The 22,017-nt window shown below is 43.1% G+C and carries 16 protein-coding genes; 10 read left to right on the top strand and 6 right to left on the bottom strand.

Annotation, left to right across the window (positions count from 1 at the left end):
• Positions 1-195: 195 nt before the first annotated feature.
• The 10 genes from THEIN_RS05330 to THEIN_RS05290 all read left to right on the top strand — a co-directional run bounded on the left by THEIN_RS05330 (position 196) and on the right by THEIN_RS05290 (position 14,758).
• Positions 196-1,371, top strand: coding sequence for a LeuA family protein (locus tag THEIN_RS05330; RefSeq protein ID WP_013907661.1), 1,176 nt, complete (start codon positions 196-198; stop codon positions 1,369-1,371).
• Entirely contained in the window at positions 1,364-2,962 is a 1,599-nt protein-coding gene (locus tag THEIN_RS05325) for a sigma-54-dependent Fis family transcriptional regulator (protein ID WP_013907660.1), read from the top strand. Before THEIN_RS05330 ends, THEIN_RS05325 begins: the two co-directional genes overlap by 8 nt.
• 50 nt (positions 2,963-3,012) lie before the next feature.
• On the top strand, positions 3,013-3,696 hold the full coding sequence (locus THEIN_RS05320) for a uracil-DNA glycosylase (RefSeq protein WP_013907659.1): 684 nt from the start codon (positions 3,013-3,015) through the stop codon (positions 3,694-3,696).
• Between the two features lie 312 nt (positions 3,697-4,008).
• Positions 4,009-6,582 (top strand): DNA mismatch repair protein MutS, encoded by a 2,574-nt coding sequence (gene mutS / locus THEIN_RS05315; protein ID WP_013907658.1) that lies wholly within the window; start codon positions 4,009-4,011, stop codon positions 6,580-6,582.
• Positions 6,582-8,258 carry an N-acetylmuramoyl-L-alanine amidase gene (locus THEIN_RS05310; protein ID WP_013907657.1) on the top strand — a complete coding sequence of 559 codons (1,677 nt, stop codon included), beginning with the start codon at positions 6,582-6,584 and terminating at the stop codon, positions 8,256-8,258. Before mutS ends, THEIN_RS05310 begins: the two co-directional genes overlap by 1 nt.
• A 352-nt stretch (positions 8,259-8,610) precedes the next feature.
• Positions 8,611-9,330: a universal stress protein gene (locus tag THEIN_RS05305; RefSeq protein ID WP_013907656.1), complete on the top strand. Its 720-nt coding sequence runs from the start codon at positions 8,611-8,613 to the stop codon at positions 9,328-9,330.
• Entirely contained in the window at positions 9,330-10,943 is a 1,614-nt protein-coding gene (locus tag THEIN_RS05300; RefSeq protein WP_013907655.1) for a sodium/solute symporter, read from the top strand. The genes THEIN_RS05305 and THEIN_RS05300 overlap by 1 nt, the downstream gene beginning before the upstream one ends.
• A 44-nt stretch (positions 10,944-10,987) precedes the next feature.
• Positions 10,988-12,274: a bifunctional folylpolyglutamate synthase/dihydrofolate synthase gene (locus tag THEIN_RS05295; protein ID WP_013907654.1), complete on the top strand. Its 1,287-nt coding sequence runs from the start codon at positions 10,988-10,990 to the stop codon at positions 12,272-12,274.
• A gap of 460 nt (positions 12,275-12,734) precedes the next feature.
• On the top strand, positions 12,735-12,893 hold the full coding sequence (locus THEIN_RS12205; protein WP_169311152.1) for a hypothetical protein: 159 nt from the start codon (positions 12,735-12,737) through the stop codon (positions 12,891-12,893).
• Positions 12,894-12,907: 14 nt separating this feature from the next.
• Entirely contained in the window at positions 12,908-14,758 is a 1,851-nt protein-coding gene (locus tag THEIN_RS05290; protein ID WP_013907653.1) for a [Fe-Fe] hydrogenase large subunit C-terminal domain-containing protein, read from the top strand.
• 90 nt (positions 14,759-14,848) lie between these two features.
• Here THEIN_RS05290 and THEIN_RS05285 read toward each other — a convergent pair whose 3' ends face one another.
• The 6 genes from THEIN_RS05285 to THEIN_RS11565 all read right to left on the bottom strand — a co-directional run bounded on the left by THEIN_RS05285 (position 14,849) and on the right by THEIN_RS11565 (position 22,008).
• Positions 14,849-16,327, bottom strand: a complete 1,479-nt coding sequence (locus tag THEIN_RS05285; protein WP_041435064.1) for a menaquinone biosynthesis decarboxylase — start codon at positions 16,325-16,327, stop codon at positions 14,849-14,851.
• Positions 16,328-16,333: 6 nt separating this feature from the next.
• On the bottom strand, positions 16,334-17,707 hold the full coding sequence (purF, locus tag THEIN_RS05280) for an amidophosphoribosyltransferase (protein ID WP_013907651.1): 1,374 nt from the start codon (positions 17,705-17,707) through the stop codon (positions 16,334-16,336).
• Between the two features lie 16 nt (positions 17,708-17,723).
• A complete protein-coding gene (locus THEIN_RS05275; protein ID WP_013907650.1) occupies positions 17,724-19,106 on the bottom strand; it encodes a TldD/PmbA family protein in 1,383 nt (460 codons plus the stop codon).
• Complete coding sequence (locus tag THEIN_RS05270) at positions 19,093-20,049, bottom strand: carbohydrate kinase family protein (protein ID WP_083817661.1); 957 nt, start codon at positions 20,047-20,049, stop codon at positions 19,093-19,095. The genes THEIN_RS05275 and THEIN_RS05270 overlap by 14 nt, the downstream gene beginning before the upstream one ends.
• A complete protein-coding gene (locus tag THEIN_RS11570) occupies positions 20,018-20,734 on the bottom strand; it encodes a zinc dependent phospholipase C family protein (RefSeq protein ID WP_013907648.1) in 717 nt (238 codons plus the stop codon). The genes THEIN_RS05270 and THEIN_RS11570 overlap by 32 nt, the downstream gene beginning before the upstream one ends.
• 62 nt (positions 20,735-20,796) lie before the next feature.
• Positions 20,797-22,008, bottom strand: a complete 1,212-nt coding sequence (locus THEIN_RS11565) for an amidohydrolase family protein (RefSeq protein WP_013907647.1) — start codon at positions 22,006-22,008, stop codon at positions 20,797-20,799.
• Positions 22,009-22,017: the final 9 nt, after the last annotated feature.

Here is a 22,017-nt window from a genome sequence, read left to right as displayed (position 1 = left end):
GTGTGCCAAAACTTCTTTTCTTTATTTTTAAAAGGTTTCCGATAAAGAAGTAGTTTTTAGGAAAGTGACAATAAATTGATTGTAAGTTTTTTGAAAGAAAACATTTTGTAAGTTTTTGTAGTTTTTGGTTTTTCTATGTGTTTCGTATAAAAATAACAGCAAAAGTTGGAATGGATTTTGCTATAAATTAAAAACATGATGAAATTGCTGGATGCTACATTAAGAGAAGGAGCGCAGCGCTTCGGAGTATATCTTAAGCCCGAAGTGAAGTTACGCCTGGCGCTTTTACTTTATGATATTGGTATAGAAGAAATAGAACTGGGTATAGTCCGTAAAGACAAAGATTTAGAATATATTTGGCGGGCTATTAGAAAAGAAAAAGTAGAAGATAAATTTAGTTTTTGGTGTCGCTTAAATGAAAAAGATTTGGAATTGGCTCACACTTTATTTCCGGGACTAACAAGAATAAATTTAAGTGCTCCGGCTTCTAAGCTTCACATTAAATACAAGCTCAAAATTACTTCTGAAGAACTGCTTAAAAGAATAAGAAAGTTAGTAGAGGAAGCTACTCAATACTTTTCCTATATATCTTTGGGGCTAGAAGACGCTAGTCGCACCTCCCCAAGCTTTCTTTATCAAATTGCCGAAGAAGCTTCAGCTGCAGGAGTTAGACGCTTGCGTCTTTCGGACACCCTTAGTTTTTGGCAACCTTTAAAAGTTATAAAACTCGTTGAAGAGTTCAAAAAACGTTTTCCGAACCTAGAGCTATCCTTTCATTTTCATAATGATCTGGGTCTGGCTACAGGAAATGCCGTAACAGCCCTTGAAACTGGAGCAGACTGGGTGGATGTAAGTCTTTTAGGGTTGGGAGAAAGGGCAGGTATTACCCCTCTTGAAGAAGTTCTTGCTTATCTTTATTTCCGCCGCGGGGAAAAGCACTACCGCCTTGAGTTATTGCCCCTTGCGGCTCACTTTCTTTCTTGGCACGCCGGAGAAACTATCTCTCCTTTTAAACCCGTTTTGGGAAGATATTTGTTTACTTGTGAAACTGGTTTGCACGTAGACGGCCTTTACAAAAAGAAAAAGCTTTATGAGCCTTTTCCTCCAGAAGTGCTTGGGCTTTCACATAAACTGGTTTTGGGAGAAAAATCAGGCCTTGGAGCTTTAAAGGGAAAATTAAAGGAGTTAGGCTTAACTATTTCAGAGGAATATCTTCCAATTTTGTTAAATAAGATTCGTAGCCTTGCCCAAAAATACGGCCGACCTTTAAGCGACGAAGAAATTAAAAAAATATACGAACAGTTTGCCGTAAAAAACAAAAGTGAAGAAGTTGATAAAATAGACTTTTCAACAAAACTGACAAATGCGTAAAGATAGTTTTAACAAAAAAGTCAAAATAGACGAGAAATCGTTAGAACATCGTAAGCTTGAAGTCTTGCACGAGGCCTGCCGTATAATAGGTAAGGCCCTTGATTTGGACAACGCTTTAAGAGAGATACTCCAGGTTCTCGCTGAAAAGCTTCGCATGAAAAGGGCCACCATTACCCTTTACGATGAAGAGGCGGACCGCTTATTTATTAGGGCCTCTTATGGCCTTAGTCCAGAAGAAGAAGCCCGCGGAGTCTATGCCCCAGGAGAAGGAATTACCGGCCAGGTATTTTTAACTGGCGAACCTTGTGTGGTTTTAAATGTCAAGCAAGAACCTCTCTTTTTGAACCGCACCGGAGCCAGAAAACTTGAACGAGAAGAAATCTCCTTTTTGGCCGTGCCCATCATGCTTGAAGACAAAGTTATTGGCGTGCTTTCTGTGGATCGTCTTTTTGAAGATGGAATTGATTATCATGAAGACATAAATTTTCTGGAAATAGTAGCTCTCCTGGTAGCTCAGTTCGTTCAGTTGCGTCGTTCTGTAGAAAAAAGAGAAATTCACCTAAAACAGGAAAACCTTTTACTGCGCACGGAACTCAAAAAGCGTTTCAGCGATTTCATGGCCAGTTCGCGAAGCCCTGAAATGCAAAGGGTGCTTACTTTGGTAAAACAGGTGGCCCCTACTAAAGCCACGGTTTTGTTACAAGGGGAATCGGGGACAGGCAAAACTTTAACTGCCCGTCTAATTCATGACCTTTCTCCCAGAGCAGAAAAGCCATTTGTCAAAATAAACTGTGCTTCTTTACCGGAAAATCTCCTTGAAGCCGAACTCTTTGGGTACGAAAAAGGGGCTTTTACCGGAGCGATTAGAAGTAAACCCGGTTTGTTAGAGGAGGCTCACGAAGGAACGGTCTTTCTTGACGAAATTTCCGAGTTATCTTTTGAACTTCAGGGGAAACTTTTAAGATTTATTCAGGAAAGGGAATTTGAACGTTTGGGCAGCACTAAGACCAGAAGAGTTGATGTGAGGATTATTGCCGCTACTAACCGCGACCTCGAAAGATTAGTAAGAGAAGGGAAATTTCGCGAGGACCTTTACTTCAGGTTAAACGTGTTCCCCATTTATATTCCTCCTTTAAGAGAGCGTTTAGAGGACCTACCCTTCCTAATAAATTTTATTTTGCGACGGCTATCAAAAGAATATGCCCGTAATTTGCACCTTACTCCTAAAGCCATGGAACTCATGAGTCGCTATCATTGGCCTGGTAACGTACGTGAGCTTGAAAACTTCCTAGAAAGGCTTTTTATCCTCAGTGATAGCGATACGGTAACTGAAACGTTAATTAGTTCTCTGCTTAAAAAGGTTTTGCCAGAAGAAAAACCTTCTTTAAATTTAGATATTCCTCCGCAAGAATTAAGTGAAGAAGAAATAATTGAGGTCTTAAAACGACACAATTTTATAGTAGCCCGAGCAGCCAAAGAACTGGGATTAACTTTTAGACAGCTTCGTTATCGAATCCAATGTCTGGGGCTTGAAGAAAAGATTCCTCTAAGGCGAGGGCGTCCCCCAAAAACTGCTTCCCATAAAAAATAAGACTCTTTTAGCTTCTTGCCTAAAAAGTATCTAAAGAGTATGAAAAAGTCATGGTAGATGTCTGGGAAGATCTTTTGCGATACCTGGAATTTTTAAAGAGAATAGGAGTGAACACCTTGCCAGCCAGAAAAAATATCAGACGCTTTCTTGATCTTGATTTTACTCCGCCTCCTAAAAGCCTAGCGGAGATAGAAGAGGAAATTAAAAATTGCACGCGTTGCAAGCTTCATCGAACTCGCAAAAATATTGTGTTGGGAGAAGGCCCAGAGACAGCCAGACTCATGTTTATTGGCGAGGCTCCAGGAAAAGACGAAGACCTTGAAGGCCGTCCCTTTGTTGGTCGGGCTGGGCAGCTTCTTGATCAAATGCTAAACACCGTAGGGATTAACCGAAGCGAAGTCTATATAACCAACGTGGTCAAGTGCCGTCCACCAGGTAATCGGACCCCGCAACCTGATGAAATTGAAGCCTGCCTGCCTTACCTTACCAAGCAAATCAAGCTGATTCGCCCTGCCATTATTTGTACACTTGGCCGTGTGGCTGCCCAAACAGTTCTGGCCACCACTAGCGATCTCGGTTCTCTTAGGGGAAAAATCCACAAGCTTGACGACATCAAAGTACTAGTCACTTATCACCCTGCTTATTTATTACGCAATAATAGCCAAAAAAGTGCAGCTTTTGAAGATTTGAAACTCCTTAAAAAACTTTATGGAGACCTTTGCAAAATATCTTAAAGAGACTGCTTCGCCCATACGGGCTCGCAGTGACTAAATGGCAGATGGCCGATGGTAGATAGTTATTGGCGCGGTTGAGTGGTGATGGGTGTAGAAATATTCTTACATGAAACATAATTATAAGGATTTTACCCTAGAAACCGAAATATTTTGGTTGATATCGCCACGGTGACCACGTTATCTTACGAAGAGGCCCTCAGGGTCTACGAAGTAATCTTTGTCTTCCAGATGTTTGATTTAACGGTTAGCCAGGAAATTCCTGCCCCTTAAAGACCTGTTTAAATTCTTGGTCTATAGTTTAGAATTAGGCCTATGGTACACATTACCCCTATGTTTCGTCAGTATCTCGAGATTAAAGAAAAGTACCCAGATGCCATCCTTTTTTTCCGTCTGGGTGATTTTTACGAAATGTTTTTTGAAGATGCAGAGCTAGCTTCTCGCATCCTTGATATTGCCCTTACGTCGCGAGACAAAGGCACAAAAGAAAAGGTCCCTATGTGTGGAGTGCCGGCGGCAAACGCCGCCCATTACATAAACCGCCTGGTATCTGCTGGCTATAAGGTAGCTATATGTGAACAGGTGGAAGATCCCAAACAGGCCAAAGGCATAGTAAAAAGGGAAGTTATCCGGGTGGTAACTCCAGGGCTCAATCTGGACGAAGAGACGCTCACCTCTAAAGATAATCGTTTTCTTGTAAGCCTTTTCCCTGGAAAGGCTTGGGGAATGGCCCATCTAGACCTCTCAACCGGAGATTTTAAAGTCACCGAAATTCATAGCGAAGAAGAAATGTTAAACGAACTTTTCCGCCTTGAGCCTAAAGAAATTCTACTACCAGAAACCCTTAAAGATAGCGCTTTAGAAAGAAAAATTCGCGAACTTATACCGCATATTTTTATTTCCTATCGAGTTTTTATTAATGCAAAACAAAGGGCTGAAGAGCTAATCAAAGAAAGATATCAAGTGGCAGACCTCACTGGTTTTGGCCTTAGCCAAGCTCCTGCGGCTCTCTGTGCAGCCGCAACCCTTCTTGATTACGTAATAGAAACTCAGAAGGAAGTCTCAAGTCATCTAGGCGTCCCTAAATTTTATTACCTTTCACAGTTTTTAATAATAGATGAAGCTACCAAGAGAAATCTAGAAATACTACGCAATAATCTTGATGGTAGCCTTAAAGGAAGCCTTCTCTGGGTACTTGATAAGACCCTCACTCCGATGGGCGGCAGGCTCCTTAAAGAATGGCTTCTTTATCCCCTAAGAAATCTAGAGTCAATAGAAGCACGCCTTGAGGCAGTAGCTTATTTAGTAGATGAACCTTCTAAACGCAAAAATTTACGCGAACTACTGGCTCGCATTGCTGATGTGGAAAGACTTACTGGCCGTGCTGCCATGGGGGTGGCAAATCCCCGCGATTTATTGGCCCTAAAAGATTCCCTAAAAATGGTTCCCCAGCTAAAAGAACTTTTACCAGAAAAAATTTCCCCTTTGCTCGACGCCATTAAGGAAAACCTTTTGGTGCCAGGAGATTTAGTCCAAAACCTAGAAAAAACTATTCGCGAAGAGGCCCCAGTTAATTTCAAAGAAGGGGGCGTCATCAAAGACGGTGTTCACGAAGAACTCGACGAACTACGCCGTTTAAAAGACGATGCCCTTTCTTTTCTGGCTGAACTGGAAACCCGAGAACGAGCTCGCACAGGGATCCCCAACCTTAAGGTGGGCTACAATCGCGTATTCGGCTACTACATTGAAGTCTCTAAAAGCCATTTATCAAAAGTCCCAGATAATTACATTCGCAAACAAACCCTGGTGGGCGGAGAGCGCTTTATTACCCCTGAGCTAAAAGAATTCGAAGCCAAAGTTCTTTCGGCCGATGAACGTATAAAAGAACTTGAACAGGAGCTTTTCCTGGAGATAAGAAAAAACGTAGCCGAAAAGGCACAAGAATTAAAAAAGCTCGCTAGAGCACTAGCTACTTTAGATGTATTGGCTTCTCTAGCTGAAGTGGCGGTTACCAACAATTACATTCGTCCCAAAATTATCGAAGAACCGGGGATACAAATCAGAGAAGGCCGCCATCCAGTAGTGGAAAAGGCTCTACCTTCGGGTTCTTTTGTGCCCAATAGTGTAAAACTGGACCTCAAAGAAAACGTTGTTCTTGTTATCACTGGCCCTAACATGGCCGGGAAATCAACAATTTTGCGCCAGACAGCCCTTATAACCCTTCTTGCCCATGTAGGTTCTTTTGTGCCCGCTGAAGAGGCTACTATTGGGCTTTGTGACCGCATATTTTCACGGATAGGGGCTTCTGACCAGCTCTCTCGCGGACGCAGCACCTTTATGGTGGAAATGTCTGAATGTGCTAACATCTTACATCAGGCCACTTCAAGAAGCCTTGTAATCCTTGACGAAATCGGCCGAGGCACCAGCACTTATGATGGCCTGGCCATTGCGTGGGCAGTGGCAGAGTTTTTGCATGAAAAAAAGATTATGACGCTTTTTGCCACTCACTATCACGAACTAGTAGAGCTTGCAGGAGAATATCCTGGTATAAAGAACTTCAACGTGGCGGTTAAGACCTTTGAAGACCAAATAATTTTTCTTTATCGCCTACTACCTGGGCCAGCCAGTGAGTCCTATGGGGTACAAGTGGCTGCCCTGGCAGGGTTGCCAAAAGAAGTAATTGCCAGAGCAAAAGATATTTTAAAATCTTTGGAAAACAAAACTTCTCCTCCTTTAAAAGCTAAAAAAGAAAAGAAAAGGCAAAAAAGCCTGTTCTCACCAGATGATATTTTAAAGCGCCAGATATTAGGAATAGATCCAGATCGCCTGAGCCCACTTGAAGCTCTACAAAAACTCTATGAGCTCAAAGCACTGGCGGAGAAGCATTAATGTTTGTTCCTGTCAAAAAAATAACTTTTCTGTTCTTGTTTTTGGCGTTTTTTAGCCAGTGTTTTTTTGTTGATAGTGTACAAGCCACAAGTGCCGAAAAAGCCTTTCAGCTAGCCGAGAAAGAACTAAACCGCTTTGCCCATTCGCGAAAGATAAAATACCGCCGTTACTGGATAGAAATCATAAATCGTTATCGCCAAATCTATTTGCGTTATCCAGAAAGCGCTGTAGCCCCTCGGGCTTTATATCGCTGCGGTCGCCTTTATGAAGAACTTTATGGTTATTCAGGGAAAACTTACGACTTAAAGCGTGCTCTAAGTTATTATCGGTTGATATGGGAAAAGTATCCGCGAAGCCCACAAGCCAAGCTAGCCTTACAAAGGGCTATTTCTATTTATGAGAAAAAACTAAAAGATCCTGTAAAAGCCCTTTCTCTTAAGAAAAAACCTAAAAAATTAACGGACAGAAGAAAAAAGCATTCCCCTCCCAAGAAAATCGCCCCAAAAACTTCTACGGCAACTAATAACCAAACAAAAACTCCAGCTACCTCTAATCACCATAAACTTTTGGCGGTAGAAGTAGGAGGTACAGTCAAACAAATTCGGCAGTGGTCTGGTGAAAATTACAGTCGGGTGGTGCTCGACCTATCGAAACCAGTAAAATATAAAGCCCACGTGCTTAAGGCTCACGCCGGCAAACCTCCTCGCCTTTATGTGGACCTTAAGCCAGCCAAGATTTCTCCTTACACCAAGCCTGAGATCCCCATAAAAGACAGTTTCCTTAAACAGATACGTTTTGGACAATATCGTAAAGATACCGTAAGGGTCGTGCTAGACTTAACCAGCCTTACTGATTATCGCATATTCTTCTTAAATGAACCGGCTCGCCTGGTAATAGACCTTTATAACAATAAAAAGCCCCAAAAAGAAACAGTAGTTGCCACACCTAAGATTATAAATGGAGATCTTTCTTTGGCTCAACAGCTTGGGCTGGGAATTAGACGCATTGTAATTGATCCTGGCCATGGAGGAAAAGACCCTGGCTGTCGTTACGGGCGCTTGAAGGAGAAGTATATTTCCTTAGAAGTTTCAAAACGTTTGGCTCAAAAATTAAAGTCTCGACTGGGTTGTGAGGTAGTTTTAACGCGAACACGAGACAAATTTATTCCGTTAGAAGAACGTACGGCTATAGCCAATCTTAAAAATGCTGATCTTTTCATATCAATCCATGTGAATAGCTCTCCAAACAGAAGGGCTTATGGTCTTGAAACATACTACCTCAACTTTGCCAGTGACGAAGAAGCCATGCGTACCGCAGCCCTTGAAAACGCTGCCTCTTCGCATTCTTTAAGCGAATTGCAGGATCTTCTAAAAAACATTTTGCTTAACACCAAACTAGAAGAATCCAGGCGTTTGGCCCAAGCAGTTCAGAAAAATATGGTAGGCGGAGTTAGAAAACGATATCGTTATGTAAAAAATCGCGGAGTGAGAACCGCACCTTTTATAGTCCTTATTGGTACCAGAATGCCTGCGGTACTGGTAGAAATAGGCTTTATCAGTAATCGCTATGAAAGGGCCCGTCTAAAAAGCCCAACTTACTGGAACCTCATTGCCGAAGGGATAGCCAAAGGGATAGAAGAATATGTCCACTCTATAAAACTAACGTCTCTCCCTTAGGATCTAAAGAATCCACATTAAGAGACCTTTGCAAAATATCTTACTCGAGAGACCGCTTCGTCCATCCGGGCTCGCCGTGACACTGCGAGATAGTCATGCTAGGCTGCGCCAGCAGCCGAAGCAGTCCCTGCTGCGAGGCAACTAAGTCGCCGTAGCGATATATCTATGTTTTCTGAATTTTGTAAAAATTTTGTTAAATCTATCTTAAGAAGCAAAAGGGGCAATATAAATTTTTTTAATCAATTTAGATATCTTTTAAAAATTTTTGTAAATTTTTTTGTATTAAATGTTTTATAAAATGAAATTTTTGGGTATTAATAACATTCTCTCAAAAATTTGAAGGAGGTGTAGGATGGGGTTTAAAAAGATGTTGGTAGCGGTTGATGGCTATGAGCCATCACTCGGGGCCTTTAAAAAGGCCGTGGAACTGGCCCAAGATTATCAGGCAGAGATAGTAGTTCTCCAGGTTAAAGAAGAAGTCCCCCTTCTCCCTACGGAAAAAATGATGGAAGCCGTTGAACCTCCTATTAGCGAAGATCCTTTGCCTCTGGCCAAGGCTTACGCTCAACTTATGGGTGTTTCGGTAAAAACAGTTAAGAAAACAGGCCCAGTAGCTGGAGCGATTCTTGCCACCGCCCGTGAAGAAAATGTCGATTTAATTCTACTAGGTGATTCCGGGCGCAAAGGTTTCCAAAAGCTTTATTTTGGTAGTGTAGCTCAAGCAGTTACCGAAAATGCTGATCGACCGGTTCTTGTTATTAAGAAGGGCTGGGTCGATATTTCTGACTTGAAAGAACTTGCTAAACAGATCGTTGAGAAACCAGAAATTATTGAAATTCCAGTCTATGATCCCCGTATTTTGTATGAAAACCTTAAGTTTTCCGGAACGCTTTTTGTCATACTTACCGCTATCTACTTTTTTGCTGTTATCATTACTTCTAAACCTCTTAAGGACGTCGCTGCTCTAGAAATATTAGGCCTTCCCTTTGGTATATGGTGTGGCTTATTTTTGGTAGTTTCGGGAATAGTTCTTACAAGGATTTATCTTGCTAAACAAGGAGGTGAAAGCTAATGAGTTTGACGTATCCTATCGCTTTTATCATCGTGGCCTTAAGTGTTTTGTTGTCTATTTATATAAGCTTTTACTTCCGTAAACACACCCGTACCACGGCAGCTTTTTACGTGGCTGAAGGTAAAATCCCCTGGCGTATTAACGGCATGGCCATGTTTGGTGACTATTGTAGTGCCGCAAGCTTCCTAGGGGTTGCTGGTGCTATTTCTCTTATGGGGGTTGATGGTTGGTGGCTAGCCCTTGGTTTTTTTGCCACCTGGGTAGCCGTGTTACTACTAGTAGCCGCTCCCCTTAAAAATGCCGGAAAGTTTACCGTAGGTGATGTGCTTGGTACTCGTTTTGGCACCAGTAAAGGCATCAGAACTGTTTCGATGTTAACTACCATCGTGTTGTGTACTTTATATTTAGTGCCCCAAATTGTTGGAGCAGGGCATTTATTCAAACTCCTATTAGGTTGGAATTATCACACCACAGTAATTGTTTCTGGTATATTGATAACGGCCTTGGTTATCCTTGGAGGAATGAGGGGAACGACCTTCAATCAAGCCGTGCAGGGTTTAATACTTTTAGCTGCCATGCTCATTTTATTGATAAGTGCCATTTTCATTCATTTTGATGGCAATATATTTAACATCATTAAAACGGCTAAAAAGATGGTACCAACGGTTATTGCGGCTAAAGAAATTCCCGAAGTGGTAAAAAATGCACCTAATTATAAAGCAGCAGTTGAAGCGGCCCGCCAAGCCTTACCTGATGCTCCCAGTGCTTTAACCCCTGGAGTTGGATTAAGAGATTTTTGGAATCAATTAAGTCTGGTTTTGGGCTTGTTTTTGGGTGTTTTAGGGTTACCTCATATTCTTATTCGTTTTTATACCGTTCGTGATGCCAAAGCCGCCCAAAAGAGTATTGAATTTACTATTTGGGGACTCGCTATCTTTTATTCTGCTGTTCTTTTTGTTGGCCTGGCCATTATGTATGCTCTTTATCCTACATTGGTAAACCTAGTGGCTACAGGCAAAAAAGGTATGGCCACTAACATGGCCGTACCCATGTTTGGCCAGGAAATAGGTGGAGAATTTTTCCTGGGTATAATTGCTGCAGGTGCTTTAGCCGCCATGCTCAGTACTTGTACAGGGCTCCTTATAACCGCCACCACCAGTATTGCTCACGACCTTTATGCCTCAATATTTAAGCCCCACAGTCCAGACGAAGAAAGGGTCAGCTTTGCCAAAAAAGCCGTTTTTGTCTTAGCTGCTATTTCTATTTTGATGGCTATCTGGCTCAAAAACCAAAACGTAGGTATGTTGGTAGGAATGTCCTTTGGAATAGCTGCCAGCACTTTTGCCCCGGCCCTTGTTCTGACTGTATGGTGGCCAAGGCTTACCAAACAAGGTGTAGTCTGGGGAATGGCTACTGGCTTGATAGTCTCTCTTATTTTTACTTTTGCACGCTTTTTCGGGCTAAAGTCTATACTTGGCCTACCGGTACTGGTAAATCCTGCTCTCTATAGTGCTCCTATAGCTTTTATTGTATTTATTATTGCCAGCTTAGTGACTAAAGATACGGGTGAAGTAGAAAAATTTATGGCTTTGGCCCATCGTAAAAGAAGATAGACTTCTAAGGGGAAGGCCCTAAGGTCTTCCCCTAGAATTTACTTATGAGGTTCGAAGAAGCGCTAAATTGGCTTTCAAAACACCAGTTTCACGGCATCAAACCCGGTCTTGAAAGAATCAGAGAGATTCTTGCTCGTTTAAAAGAACCCCATTTACGTTATCCAACGGTTCATATTTCTGGCACTAATGGAAAAGGTTCTACAGCTGCTTTTCTTGAAAGTATTTTACGCCAGCATGGTTTAAAAACAGGCCTTTATACATCGCCTCATCTAATTTCAGTCTGCGAACGTTTTGTTATAAACGGAAACCCTATTTCTGAAGAAAAATTTGCAGAACTAACTTCAAAAGTAAAAAAAGCTTTAGGAGCAAGCCCGGCCACCTATTTTGAGCTGACTACGGCGATTGCTTTTTTGGCTTTTGCCGAAGAAGAAGTTGATATAGCGGTTATAGAGTGTGGTCTTGGAGGACGCCTTGACGCCACTAATGTTATTTACCCAGAAGTCTCTATCGTCACTTCTATAAGTTTTGATCACGAATTTTATCTGGGCAATACCCTTAGCTCCATTGCCTTTGAAGAAGCTGACATCATTAAGCCTCAAAGGCCTGCGGTGACCTGCTGGCAAAAAGAAGAGGCTATGAAAGTGATTGAAGAAATAGCATTTAAAAGAAATTCTCCCCTTTACGTGAAAGGAAAGCTATTTGATGCCTTTCCCCAAAATGGGACGGTCCTTTACAAAGGAAAAAACTACTTCTCTGGCTTAAAGCCATCTCTTAAAGGCCGCCACCAGTTGGACAATTTATCTCTGGCAATTAAGGCCGCGGAACTTTTAGAAGAAAATAAACACTTAAACCTTAAAGCAGAAAAATTAAAAGAAGCTATAGCCAATACTTTTTGGCCTGGACGTTTTGAAATATTTGAATTTTCTCCTCCTGTAATCCTTGACGGGGCCCACAACGAAGATGGGATTAGAATTTTGAAAACCGCTCTGGCTGACTATGGTATCGAAGAATACGCTCTTATTTTCGGTGCTTCTAACGAAGATAAGACAAAGCCTTTTGTAAAAATGCTTTCTATGCTTTTACCTAAATGTCGTAAACTTTTTATTTGTCCGCCTCCAGGCCCAAGAAAACCCGTCTCAATTGAAGAATGGCAAGAAAAACTTAAAGGGTTTTCTCTTCCTCCCAGTTTTTTTTCTTCTTCGTGGGAGGAAACATTAGAAAAAGCTTTAGTTTCACGAGGGGATTTACCTTTGGTAGTGGCTGGCTCTCTTTATCTGGTGGGGCACGTCCGTGCTTACTTGAAAACTAAAATCGAAAAACAAAGCCGGTGACGGTAAGCTCGCTTCCTTTGCTCTGAGATGGCTTTACTTGCACATTCATGCTCCTAGTATGACCTGTTGGAGACGAGTTCGTCTCCAACTCGTGCCCCCTCGATGCTGGCGATGCAGATTCCCGTTTTTTGAGAGAAAAACTGGATAACTTCCTTCATTTCAATATCTTTTAACCAAAATATGACAAATATGACTGGAATACGTCCTAAGAAGTACAATAAATAAAACTATTTGTGGCCAAATTTTAGACTTAGGGGATCCCGTGTTCTATAACAAAACCAACGTTTTGGCTGGCCAGATTTTGGGCTATCTCTGAGATGGCTTTAAGAGAGCTTTTATTGAAGCGGCAAAGGGAGTTAGGGAAATTTTTTTAAGAGTGTTTTCTCTTTGCTGAAAAACTTAAAGTATTTTTTTTCTTTACCGAAAAAAAGATAGACGTTCAAGTAAATGGAAGTATAACATGAAGTTAGATACCATTAAGGCACGTCATCTCAAGGCTATCAAAAATAGGGATCCAGATTTTGGCCTTGCCCCTATGGATGATCTTAAAGTTTTGGCCTCTTGGAGTTTTAGCCTCTTAGGAAAAAGTAAATCAGGCCCTAGTTGTAAATTTTTTTAAGTTGGGAGGAGTAGATGAAAAAAGAGCTTTCTCCTGTAGTTAAGGTTGATGCAGAAAAGTGCAATAATTGCCATAAATGTATTGCTGTCTGTCCGGTCAAGTTTTGTAACAAAGCCTCGGAGAGTGCAGTTGAAATAAACCACAATATGTGTATAGGCTGTGGAGCCTGTATTGAAGTATGTGAAACCGGAGCCAGGCAATGGGTAGATGATTTTGATGCGTTCATGAAAGACGTAAAAAAGACGAACATGGTAGCTATTGTGGCTCCGGCTGTAGCTGCTAATTTCCCACACAATTATCTCCGCCTAAACGGATGGCTAAAATCTATCGGGATAAAAGCTGTTTTTGATGTGAGCTTTGGTGCCGAACTCACTGTAAAAAGCTATGTGGAATATCTAAAAAAGAAACAACCAAATATGATTATTGCTCAGCCCTGTCCGGCTATCGTCACCTATATGCAGATTTATCAGCCAGAGCTTCTGGAATATCTCATCCCTGTTCAAAGTCCTATGCTTCACACTATCATCATGATAAAACATTTTTATCCTGAATACAAAGATTTCAAAGTAGCGGTTATTTCACCATGTTTAGCAAAAAAGAGAGAATTTGATGAAACAGGTTTAGGAGATTATAATGTAACCTTCAAATCAATTGACAAATATTTCAGAGAAAAAAATATTCAACTTTCTTCGTATCCTGAAGTAGATTTTGACAATCCTCCTGCGGAAAGAGCAGTCCTCTTTTCGTCTCCCGGTGGGCTTATGCGTACGGCCGAAAGATGGATACCAGACATCAAAGAGCGCACAAGAAAAATCGAAGGTGTGACCATGGTTTACAGCTATCTCAAAAAGCTTCCCGAACTGGTGCGCAAAGGCCTCAATCCTTTACTTGTAGATTGCTTGAACTGTGAATTGGGCTGTAACGGAGGTCCGGGAAGCCTACGCCAACACGCCAGCCCTGACGAGGTAGAATTTTATATTGAAAAACGCCGAAAAGAAATGCAGGAGCGCTATAAAGCCAGGTTCGGCAACAAAGTTTCGGCAAAAAAAATAGAAAAAGTCGTCAATAAATACTGGAAAGAAGGACTTTATGACAGGAGTTATTTAAACCTTAAAGAAAATAACGAGTTAAAAATGCCATCAGAACGAGAGCTCAAAAAAGTTTACGAAACTATGCACAAATATTCAGAAAAAGATTTATACAATTGTATGGCATGTGGTTACGGCAAATGCCAGGACATGGCGATTGCTATTTACAACGGTCTCAACAAACCGGAAAACTGCTTCCATTACAATGAAGCCGAACTCAAAAATACTTTGACTAAAGTCATGGAAATGAAAAACAAAAACGAATCTGTTGCAGAATATATTTTTAAATCTTTAAATGAGATGAATCAAGAGATTGCTACCATACAGGAAATGGCCTCTCGTCTTGGAGAACTTCTGGAAAGGCAAAAAGAGGAGTTTGACGGCTTGGTGTCCGAAATAGAGAGCTATGCCAAGATAACCGAAAATTTCGGCCCCATAGCTGCAGCCATAAATAAAATAGCCGAACAAATAAATCTTCTCTCCCTAAACGCTACTATTGAGGCTGTACGGGCTGGCGAGGCTGGTAGAGGATTCACCGTGGTAGCCAACGAGATCAAAAAGCTAGCCGACGATTCCAAACAAGAAGTTCAAAAGATCGTCCCTTATGGAGAAAAGATAAGAAAGGAATTAAATAAAATATCTTTTCAAGTCTCTGATGCCTCAAAAGAATTTTCTCAAATCGCTGATATTATCGACCAGGTTATGAGAGAGGTCAAAGAGATGTTCTCTCGCATTCAGCAACTTGAAAAAGAAGCTTCTCAGCTAGTGACCAAATAGTGTATGTACACTACCATTGGATAAACAAATTGGCTTGCTGGCAAGAAAGCCTCTTGCAAACCGTGAAGTAGCGAATAAATCTAAAGGTCTCTAAAATTCTGAAAGCTTCTTTTTCAGAAATTTTTCCACGCCTAATTTGTGCCAGAGGCGATTTATTTTTCGTTGAACCTGGGGGTCCATTTCTATGACGTCAGGCCAGTCACGCTCAAAGCCTTCTTCTGGCCACTTGCGGGTGGCGTCAATAGCCATTTTGCTACCGTAATAAGGAAGCGGGGCGGCGTGGTCAAGGGCATCCACCGGACCTTTGACAAAGAATATATCGCGTTCAGGGTCAATGTTATTGCCTAAACGCCAGAGGCACTCAGAGGTATCCTGCACGTTTACTTCTTTATCAAAGATGACGATGATCTTGCAAAACATCATCTGGCCAAACCCCCAGAGGGCGCTAGCAACTTTACGGGCGTGCCCAGGATATCTCTTGTCAATGGAAACAAAGGCCAGGTTGTGAAAAACACCTTCCATGGGAAGATTCATGTCAACCACTTCAGGAAGAGTCTTTTGGATTAAAGGAAGAAAAAGGCGTTCCGTAGCCTTAGCCATGTAGCAATCTTCCTGAGGGGGTTTACCCACGATAGTGGCCGGGTAAATGGCGTCTTTCCGCATGGTCATGCAGGTAACGTGAAACACCGGATAATAATCAGGTAGGGAATAATAACCAGTATGATCCCCAAAAGGACCTTCAAGGCGTCTTTCACCTGGTTCAACATAGCCTTCAAGCACAATCTGGCTCTGGGCCGGGACTTCTAAGTCAACGGTTAAGCATTTGACCATCTCTACGGGTTTTCCCCGTAAAAAGCCGGCAAAGAGGATTTCGTCAACGTCGTCTGGAAGGGGAGCGGTAGCAGCGTAAGTGGTAGCCGGGTCAGGGCCAATGGCCACGGCCACTTCCAGTCGTTTGCCAAGTTTTTCCGCCACACGATAGTGATGCGCACCGCCTTTGTGAAGGTGCCAGTGCATCCCGGTGGTTCTCCTGTCAAACACCTGCATGCGATACATGCCCACATTGCGCACGCCGGTAAGCGGATGCTTGGTAATCACTACTGGCAAGGTGATAAAAGGCCCGCCATCCTGGGGCCAACAGTGTAAAACCGGAAGTCTAAACAAATCTACTTCGTCGCCTTTAAAAACTATTTCCTGGCAGGGAGCTTTATCTACCATCTTGGGGAAAACGTTGGCCAGGCGCTTTACTTTGGGGATTAGATTTAGCTTTTTTATAATGGAGTCAGGTTTTTCAATCTCTATAAACTGGAGAACGTCTTGGCCAAGGTCATTTAAATTTTTGACCCCAAGGGCCATGGCCATGCGGCGAAAGCTACCAAAGGCATTGGTAAGAACCGGCATATCATAGCCTGGTACATTTTCAAAGAGAAGGGCTGGGCCGTAAACCTTGCAGACCCGGTCTGTTACCTCTGGTATTTCCAGTTTGGGGGATAAGGGTTCTTTTATACGCAAAAGTTCGTTTTCGGATTCAAGTCTTTGAATAAATTCCTGTAAATCTTTGTAAGCAATCATGGGCTAATCCTTTTCAAGGATTTCTTTGTGTACAGGGATTTTTATAGGTACAGGGTATTTTCCGTTAAAACAGGCTAGACAAAAGCTCTTATGGTTGCCGCCGGCCGCTTTAATTAGCCCTTCAAGGGAAAGATAATGCAGGCGATCAAGTTCCAGGTAGCGCCTTATTTCTTCTACCGAGTGCTTGGCTGCAATTAGCTCTCCACGCGAGGGGAAATCTATGCCGTAAAAACAGGGATACTTGATGGGCGGACAGCTTATAAGCATATTGATTTCAAAAGCACCAGCCTCACGAATGGCCTTTACCCTGGTGCGGCTGGTGGTTCCGCGAACCAGAGAATCATCTACCACTGCTACTTTTTTGCCCCTCAAGATGTCTTTTACCGGGTTTAGCTTCACTCTTACGGAAAAATCGCGCATGCTTTGTGAAGGCTGTATAAAAGTACGCCCTACATAGTGGTTCCTGATAACGCCCATCTCAAAGGGAAGCCCTGTGGCTTGAGCGTAACCAATTGCGGCGTAGTTCCCCGAATCAGGAAAGGGCATAACGAAGTCAGCTTGAAGTGGGCACTCTTCGGCCAATTGAAAGCCAAGTTTTTTGCGAAAGTTGTAGACATTTTGGCCGAAGATATCGCTATCCGGGCGGGCAAAGTAAATAAATTCAAATATGCAATGGGCCGTCGTTTTGCTTTCCACGCCTTTGTAAGAATTCAGGCCATTTTCGTCAATTACTAGAATCTCTCCAGGCTCAATATCTCGCAAATATTGGGCCTGAACCAGGTCAAAAGCACAGGTTTCAGAGGCCAAAATATAGCCCCCGTTTAGCATACCAAGGGCCAGGGGCCGAAAGCCGTAAGGGTCTCTAAAGGCTACTATTTTGTCTTGCGATAAAAGAATCACTGAATAAGCGCCTTCTATAACTTCCATGGTATCGCGAATAGCCTCTACCAGACCCTTATTAAGAGATTTGGCAATGAGGTGGACAATGATCTCACTGTCCATGCTGGTTTGAAAAAGCGAGCCCTGTTTTTCAAGTTCTGTGCGTAGGATATGGGCGTTTACCAGATTGCCGTTATGGGCCAGAGCAAAGGTGCGTTTGCCGTGAATTACGAAAAAGGGCTGGGTGTTTTTGGTAGTGGTAGAGCCAGTAGTGGAGTAGCGCACGTGCCCTACAGCCAGATGGCCTTTTAGTTTTTGCAAAATGGGTTCGTTAAATACTTCGGCTACCAAGCCTAAAGCCCGGTGTTCGTAGGCTTCTTCGCCGTCTGAGGTAACAATGCCCGCACTTTCCTGGCCGCGATGCTGAAGGGCATAAAGCCCGAAGAAGGCTATTTTGGCGGCTTCTTTATGTCCAAAAACTCCTATTATTCCACACATGAGTGGCTCCCGCCTTTTATTTTTCTCCTATGGCACCACCTACTACAATTTCCGGGATACGTAAAGTAGGCTGGCCGTCAGAAACCGGTACCCCCTGGCCGTCTTTTCCGCAGGTGCCAATGGTAAAGCCAAGGTCGTGGCCAACCATGTCAATAATCTGAAGGACTTGCGGCCCATTTCCGGAAATAGTAGCTCCTCTGACGGGTTCTCCTAGGAGGCCGTTTTCTATCAAATAGCCTTCGGTGACTTCAAAGACAAAGTTGCCGGAGATGGTATCTACCTGCCCACCGCCCATCTTTTTAACAAAGAGCCCTTTGTCCACGCTTCTTATAATTTCTTCAGGCGTATGAGGGCCAGGAGCAATGTAAGTGTTAGACATGCGCGGAATAGGACGATGGCGATAGGACTCACGGCGCCCGTGGCCGTTTGATTCCTTCCCGGCTTTCATGGCCGATAAGCGATCGTAAAGAAAATCTTTTAAAACGCCGTTTTCTATGAGAATGGTCTTTTGCGCAAAGACGCCTTCGTCGTCAAATTGATAAAAACCACGCTGGTAAAGAAGGGTTGGATCATCAACCACGGTAATAAGTGAGGATGCTACTTTTTCGCCGATTTTTCCGGCATAAACCGAAAAGCCTTCTTCGGCAAGGTCTGCCTCAAGGCCGTGGCCAACAGCTTCGTGGATCATAGTGCCTCCGGCCTCAGACGAAAGTACTACGGGCATGGTGCCTCCAGGGGCTTTGGGAGCCGAAAGCATAAGTACGGCCCGCCTGGCCGCTTTTATAGCAATTTCTTCAGGTGGAGTTTTTTCAAATATCTCAAGGCCAATAGCGCCACCGAGGGGTTCATAACCTGTCTGAATTATCTCCCCGCGTCTGGCCACTACCTGTACGGCAAGTAAAGTGTAGATCCTTTCGCCTTTGATGAAAATCCCGTCTGAATTGGCAATGGTAATTTTTTTATGCACATCCTGATAAATAACTTTTACCTGGGCTACTTCAGAGGAGACTCCGCGAGCAGCACGGTTAGCTTTTTTAACCAGGTCTATTTTGGTAGTAAGTGACTCTTCAAAAGGTGGCCGCTTAACTTCAGGAAAGGGGACTTTCTTTATGTTTTCCATCTTTACTTTTTGAGAAACGGGTCCAGTGATGGAGGCCAGGTTCTCGGCCAGGCTGGACATTCCCTCCCAGCTTAACTCGTTGGTATAGGCGTAGGCTGTATGGAAATCCCCATAAATAGCGCGTAAACCAGCCCCTCTATCTCCACCGGTGACTACCTTTTCCAGACGGTCGTTTTCATAGACTATGTACGTGGTTTCAGTTTCTTCAAGGTAAAGATCAGCGAACTTCCCTTTACCCAGAGCTTTTTCAATTATTTGAGCGGCCTTATCCGGTTGCATTTTTAATCTCCTTTAGTTTCGCCGAAAATTCTTCAGGCAAAGGATAGCCCTTTCTAGCATAATCTCTTAAAGAAATAGCGGCCATAGCGGCTCCTAATTTTCCTGCTTTTTCCAAAGATAGTCCGGAGAGGATACCGGCTATTACCCCGGCATCAAACACGTCACCTGCACCGGTATTGTCAACAATTTCAGGTGGTGTAGCTGGTGGTATGTTTTTAGGCTTGCCGTCATAAATGGTGGCTCCCTTTCCCCCCTGTTTTAGAAAAAGTTTAGGGCCAAAAGCGGTAATTTCTTCGGGAGTAATTTTAAGTATTTCTAGTTCCTGACTGGTTATAAAAACGAGTTTGGCTTTTTGGAAAAAGTTTTTTAAGGCCTCAAAACCTCTTCGGGCGTAGATCTCGCCAGGATCAATGCTAAAAGGGCCAGGGTGATTCTTTTTAAGCTGGCAATGGAAAGAAAAACCTTCGTCTGTAATGAGAGAACTCAGATGCAGCCATTCATCTGAGTTGGTTTGGCAAGAAAAATGGGTAAGGGATGGTTCTTCAGAATGGGGAGAGACCAAGATAGCCCGATCTTTTTGGGCGTCAATAATAATGAGGCAACAGGCCGAATAACCTCGTCTTATAACTCGACTTAAATCAACCCCTTCAAGCTCAGCTAAAATGGCCTCACCTTCTTCGTCGGCCCCAACGATACCAATAAAGCCTGTTTCAAAGCCCCAGGTTTTTAGGGCAAAAATGGTATTGGCCGCCGAGCCACCTCCGCTTTGAGCGATAAAACGGCCCTTTTGCTCAAGCTCTTCCCGCAGGACCTCAAATTCTTTACGACTTCCCCACACCTCTCCCCCGGGCACAAGGCCTTTGGAAGATTTGAGCAAGCGTAAGTCTTCTATTTCGTAGAAAAAATCAAGGTTAAGCGCACCTGAGCCGACGACACGCATCATCTGCCTCTTCTACAAAAAGAATCTGGTTCATGTTTTCAAGGCACCTGGGAAGGGCGGTCTGGAACTTTCTTTCAAAAAGGATAACCAGGTTGTTTGGGGGAATAAATCTTTTGATTTTGGCAAGCCTCATGGTGGACAGGGTTAAAAGTTTTCGCGAAAGAATAATTCGGGTAGAAATCCCAAAGCTTGAGGCCATAAACTGATTAAGACGCCTATGGCCTGGCCAGAGATAAATACCTCTTAATAAGAAAAAGTTTTTGCCCCGGTTACGTTCAAGGGTCCACTCAAAGTAGTAATGAATAAGCCTTCCAGGAAGATCAAGGCGTCTTTCAAGGGCCGGGATAAGATGGAGGTGAGCTACATCATCAGCTAGAAGATGGGTGCCGTAACCCAGGGAAAAGGCAATTTCGTCAGGGCTTTTGGCCTCTAAAAGAAGCTTTTCAAAAGCCTCAAAGGAGTGATAGAGTCTCTTAAAACGGGCCGGAGCAATAAAAAAGTCTGGAGCCAGGTTGCCGTAAATAAAAGCAAGCCCAAGGCTTCCCGTAAGGCCCCTGAAACAGGAGGGGCCCAGTTCAATAAGTTTTAGCCCTAGTTCAATATGAGCCCCTGGACCAAAGGCCAAGACCTCTTGTGGAAACAAAATGACCAATACAAGTGTTAAAAACAAAAGAATTTTCAAGACCATTTTTGGGGCTCCGAAATTTTTCAATCTCTATTCTAACGAAACCCAAACTAAAAACAAAGGCTTTAACCATAAAGTCGGCCAATTTGCTGAGGAGGTTTAGTCACCAATTCTTCAAGGATGTGTTCAAGTTTTTCTCCTTCGGCGGGCAAAATAAGTAGATCAGCTATAGCCCCCTTGTCTATATAACCCATGTCTTTTTGCTTCAAAGCCTTAGCTCCCCACCAGGTAGCCATTTTAAGAAGTATGTCAGGAGAAAGGGCTGGAAAATACTGTTTAAGGGCCGCTATCTCGGCAAAGATAGAAAGATAATCGTTACTGGCCAGGCTATCAGTTCCCAGGCAAGGTTCAAGGCCAAGGGCAAGCATTTCTTCTACCTGTGGAAACCCTACTCCCAAAAAAGTATTGCTCCTGGGACAAAGGCAGGGTTTGGCCTTTCTTTTAGCCAGAAGGGCTAGCTCCTGAGAGCTAGCCTGGGTGAGATGCACGCAAATGGTATTTTCATCAAGTATTTCTAAGCGATCTAGATAAAATACCGGCCTTAATCCAGGAGCCACAAAAGAGGAAGGCCACTGACCTCTTTCTTTTAGAAGCTCTTTTATCGGGCCTTTTCCGTGTAACAAAAACTCTACTTCTTCTGGAGATTCGGCCACGTGTAGGGAAAATGGGAGGCGGTATTTTTGGGTCCATTTTTTAATGGCCTGCATAAGAATAGGCGAAACCGTATAAGGGGCGTGAGGGGCTAAGCTTAAAACAACTTTGGGGTCACTCAACTGGTCTTTGAGGAATTCTTTTAGATTGGTGCGGCCTTGAAAGTCTATTACTTCTCTAAAAAAAACCGCCCTAAAAGGAGAGTCCTTTAGTAAAGGCACCGAAAGCCCGGTATTGCCGTGATCTCCTATAAGGCCGATGCCGGCCTGCCACATCTCTTTAAGGCCTAAACGGGCACTTTTAATATATTCTTCAGGAGTTATTTCCTGTCGCAGGCGAATAAGTTTTTTGATCCAGCTTACGAAAGACGAGGTAGGGGAAAGACGCCACTTAAAAGCCGAAAGCTCTATGTGGGTATGGGCATTTACCAGGGCTGGAAGGAGGAGGGAGTGGCCAAGGTCAACTTCTTCTCCAATAAACCCCTTTTTTACCTGTTTATATGGCCCACTATCTATAATTAGACCTTCGGTGGCAATTATAGCTCCATTTTCAACGGGTTCTTTTATTATGGGTAGCAGGTATTTGGAGCGGTAAAGGGTGGGTCTTTTGGAGATCCTTAATTCCATCAGAATCCT

The organism is Thermodesulfatator indicus DSM 15286 (genome assembly GCF_000217795.1).
In the GTDB taxonomy this organism is placed as follows: Bacteria; Desulfobacterota; Thermodesulfobacteria; order Thermodesulfobacteriales; family Thermodesulfatatoraceae; genus Thermodesulfatator; species Thermodesulfatator indicus.
The sequence above is the reverse complement of the archived record's forward strand: the minus strand, read 5'-3'. Positions and strand labels throughout refer to the sequence as shown.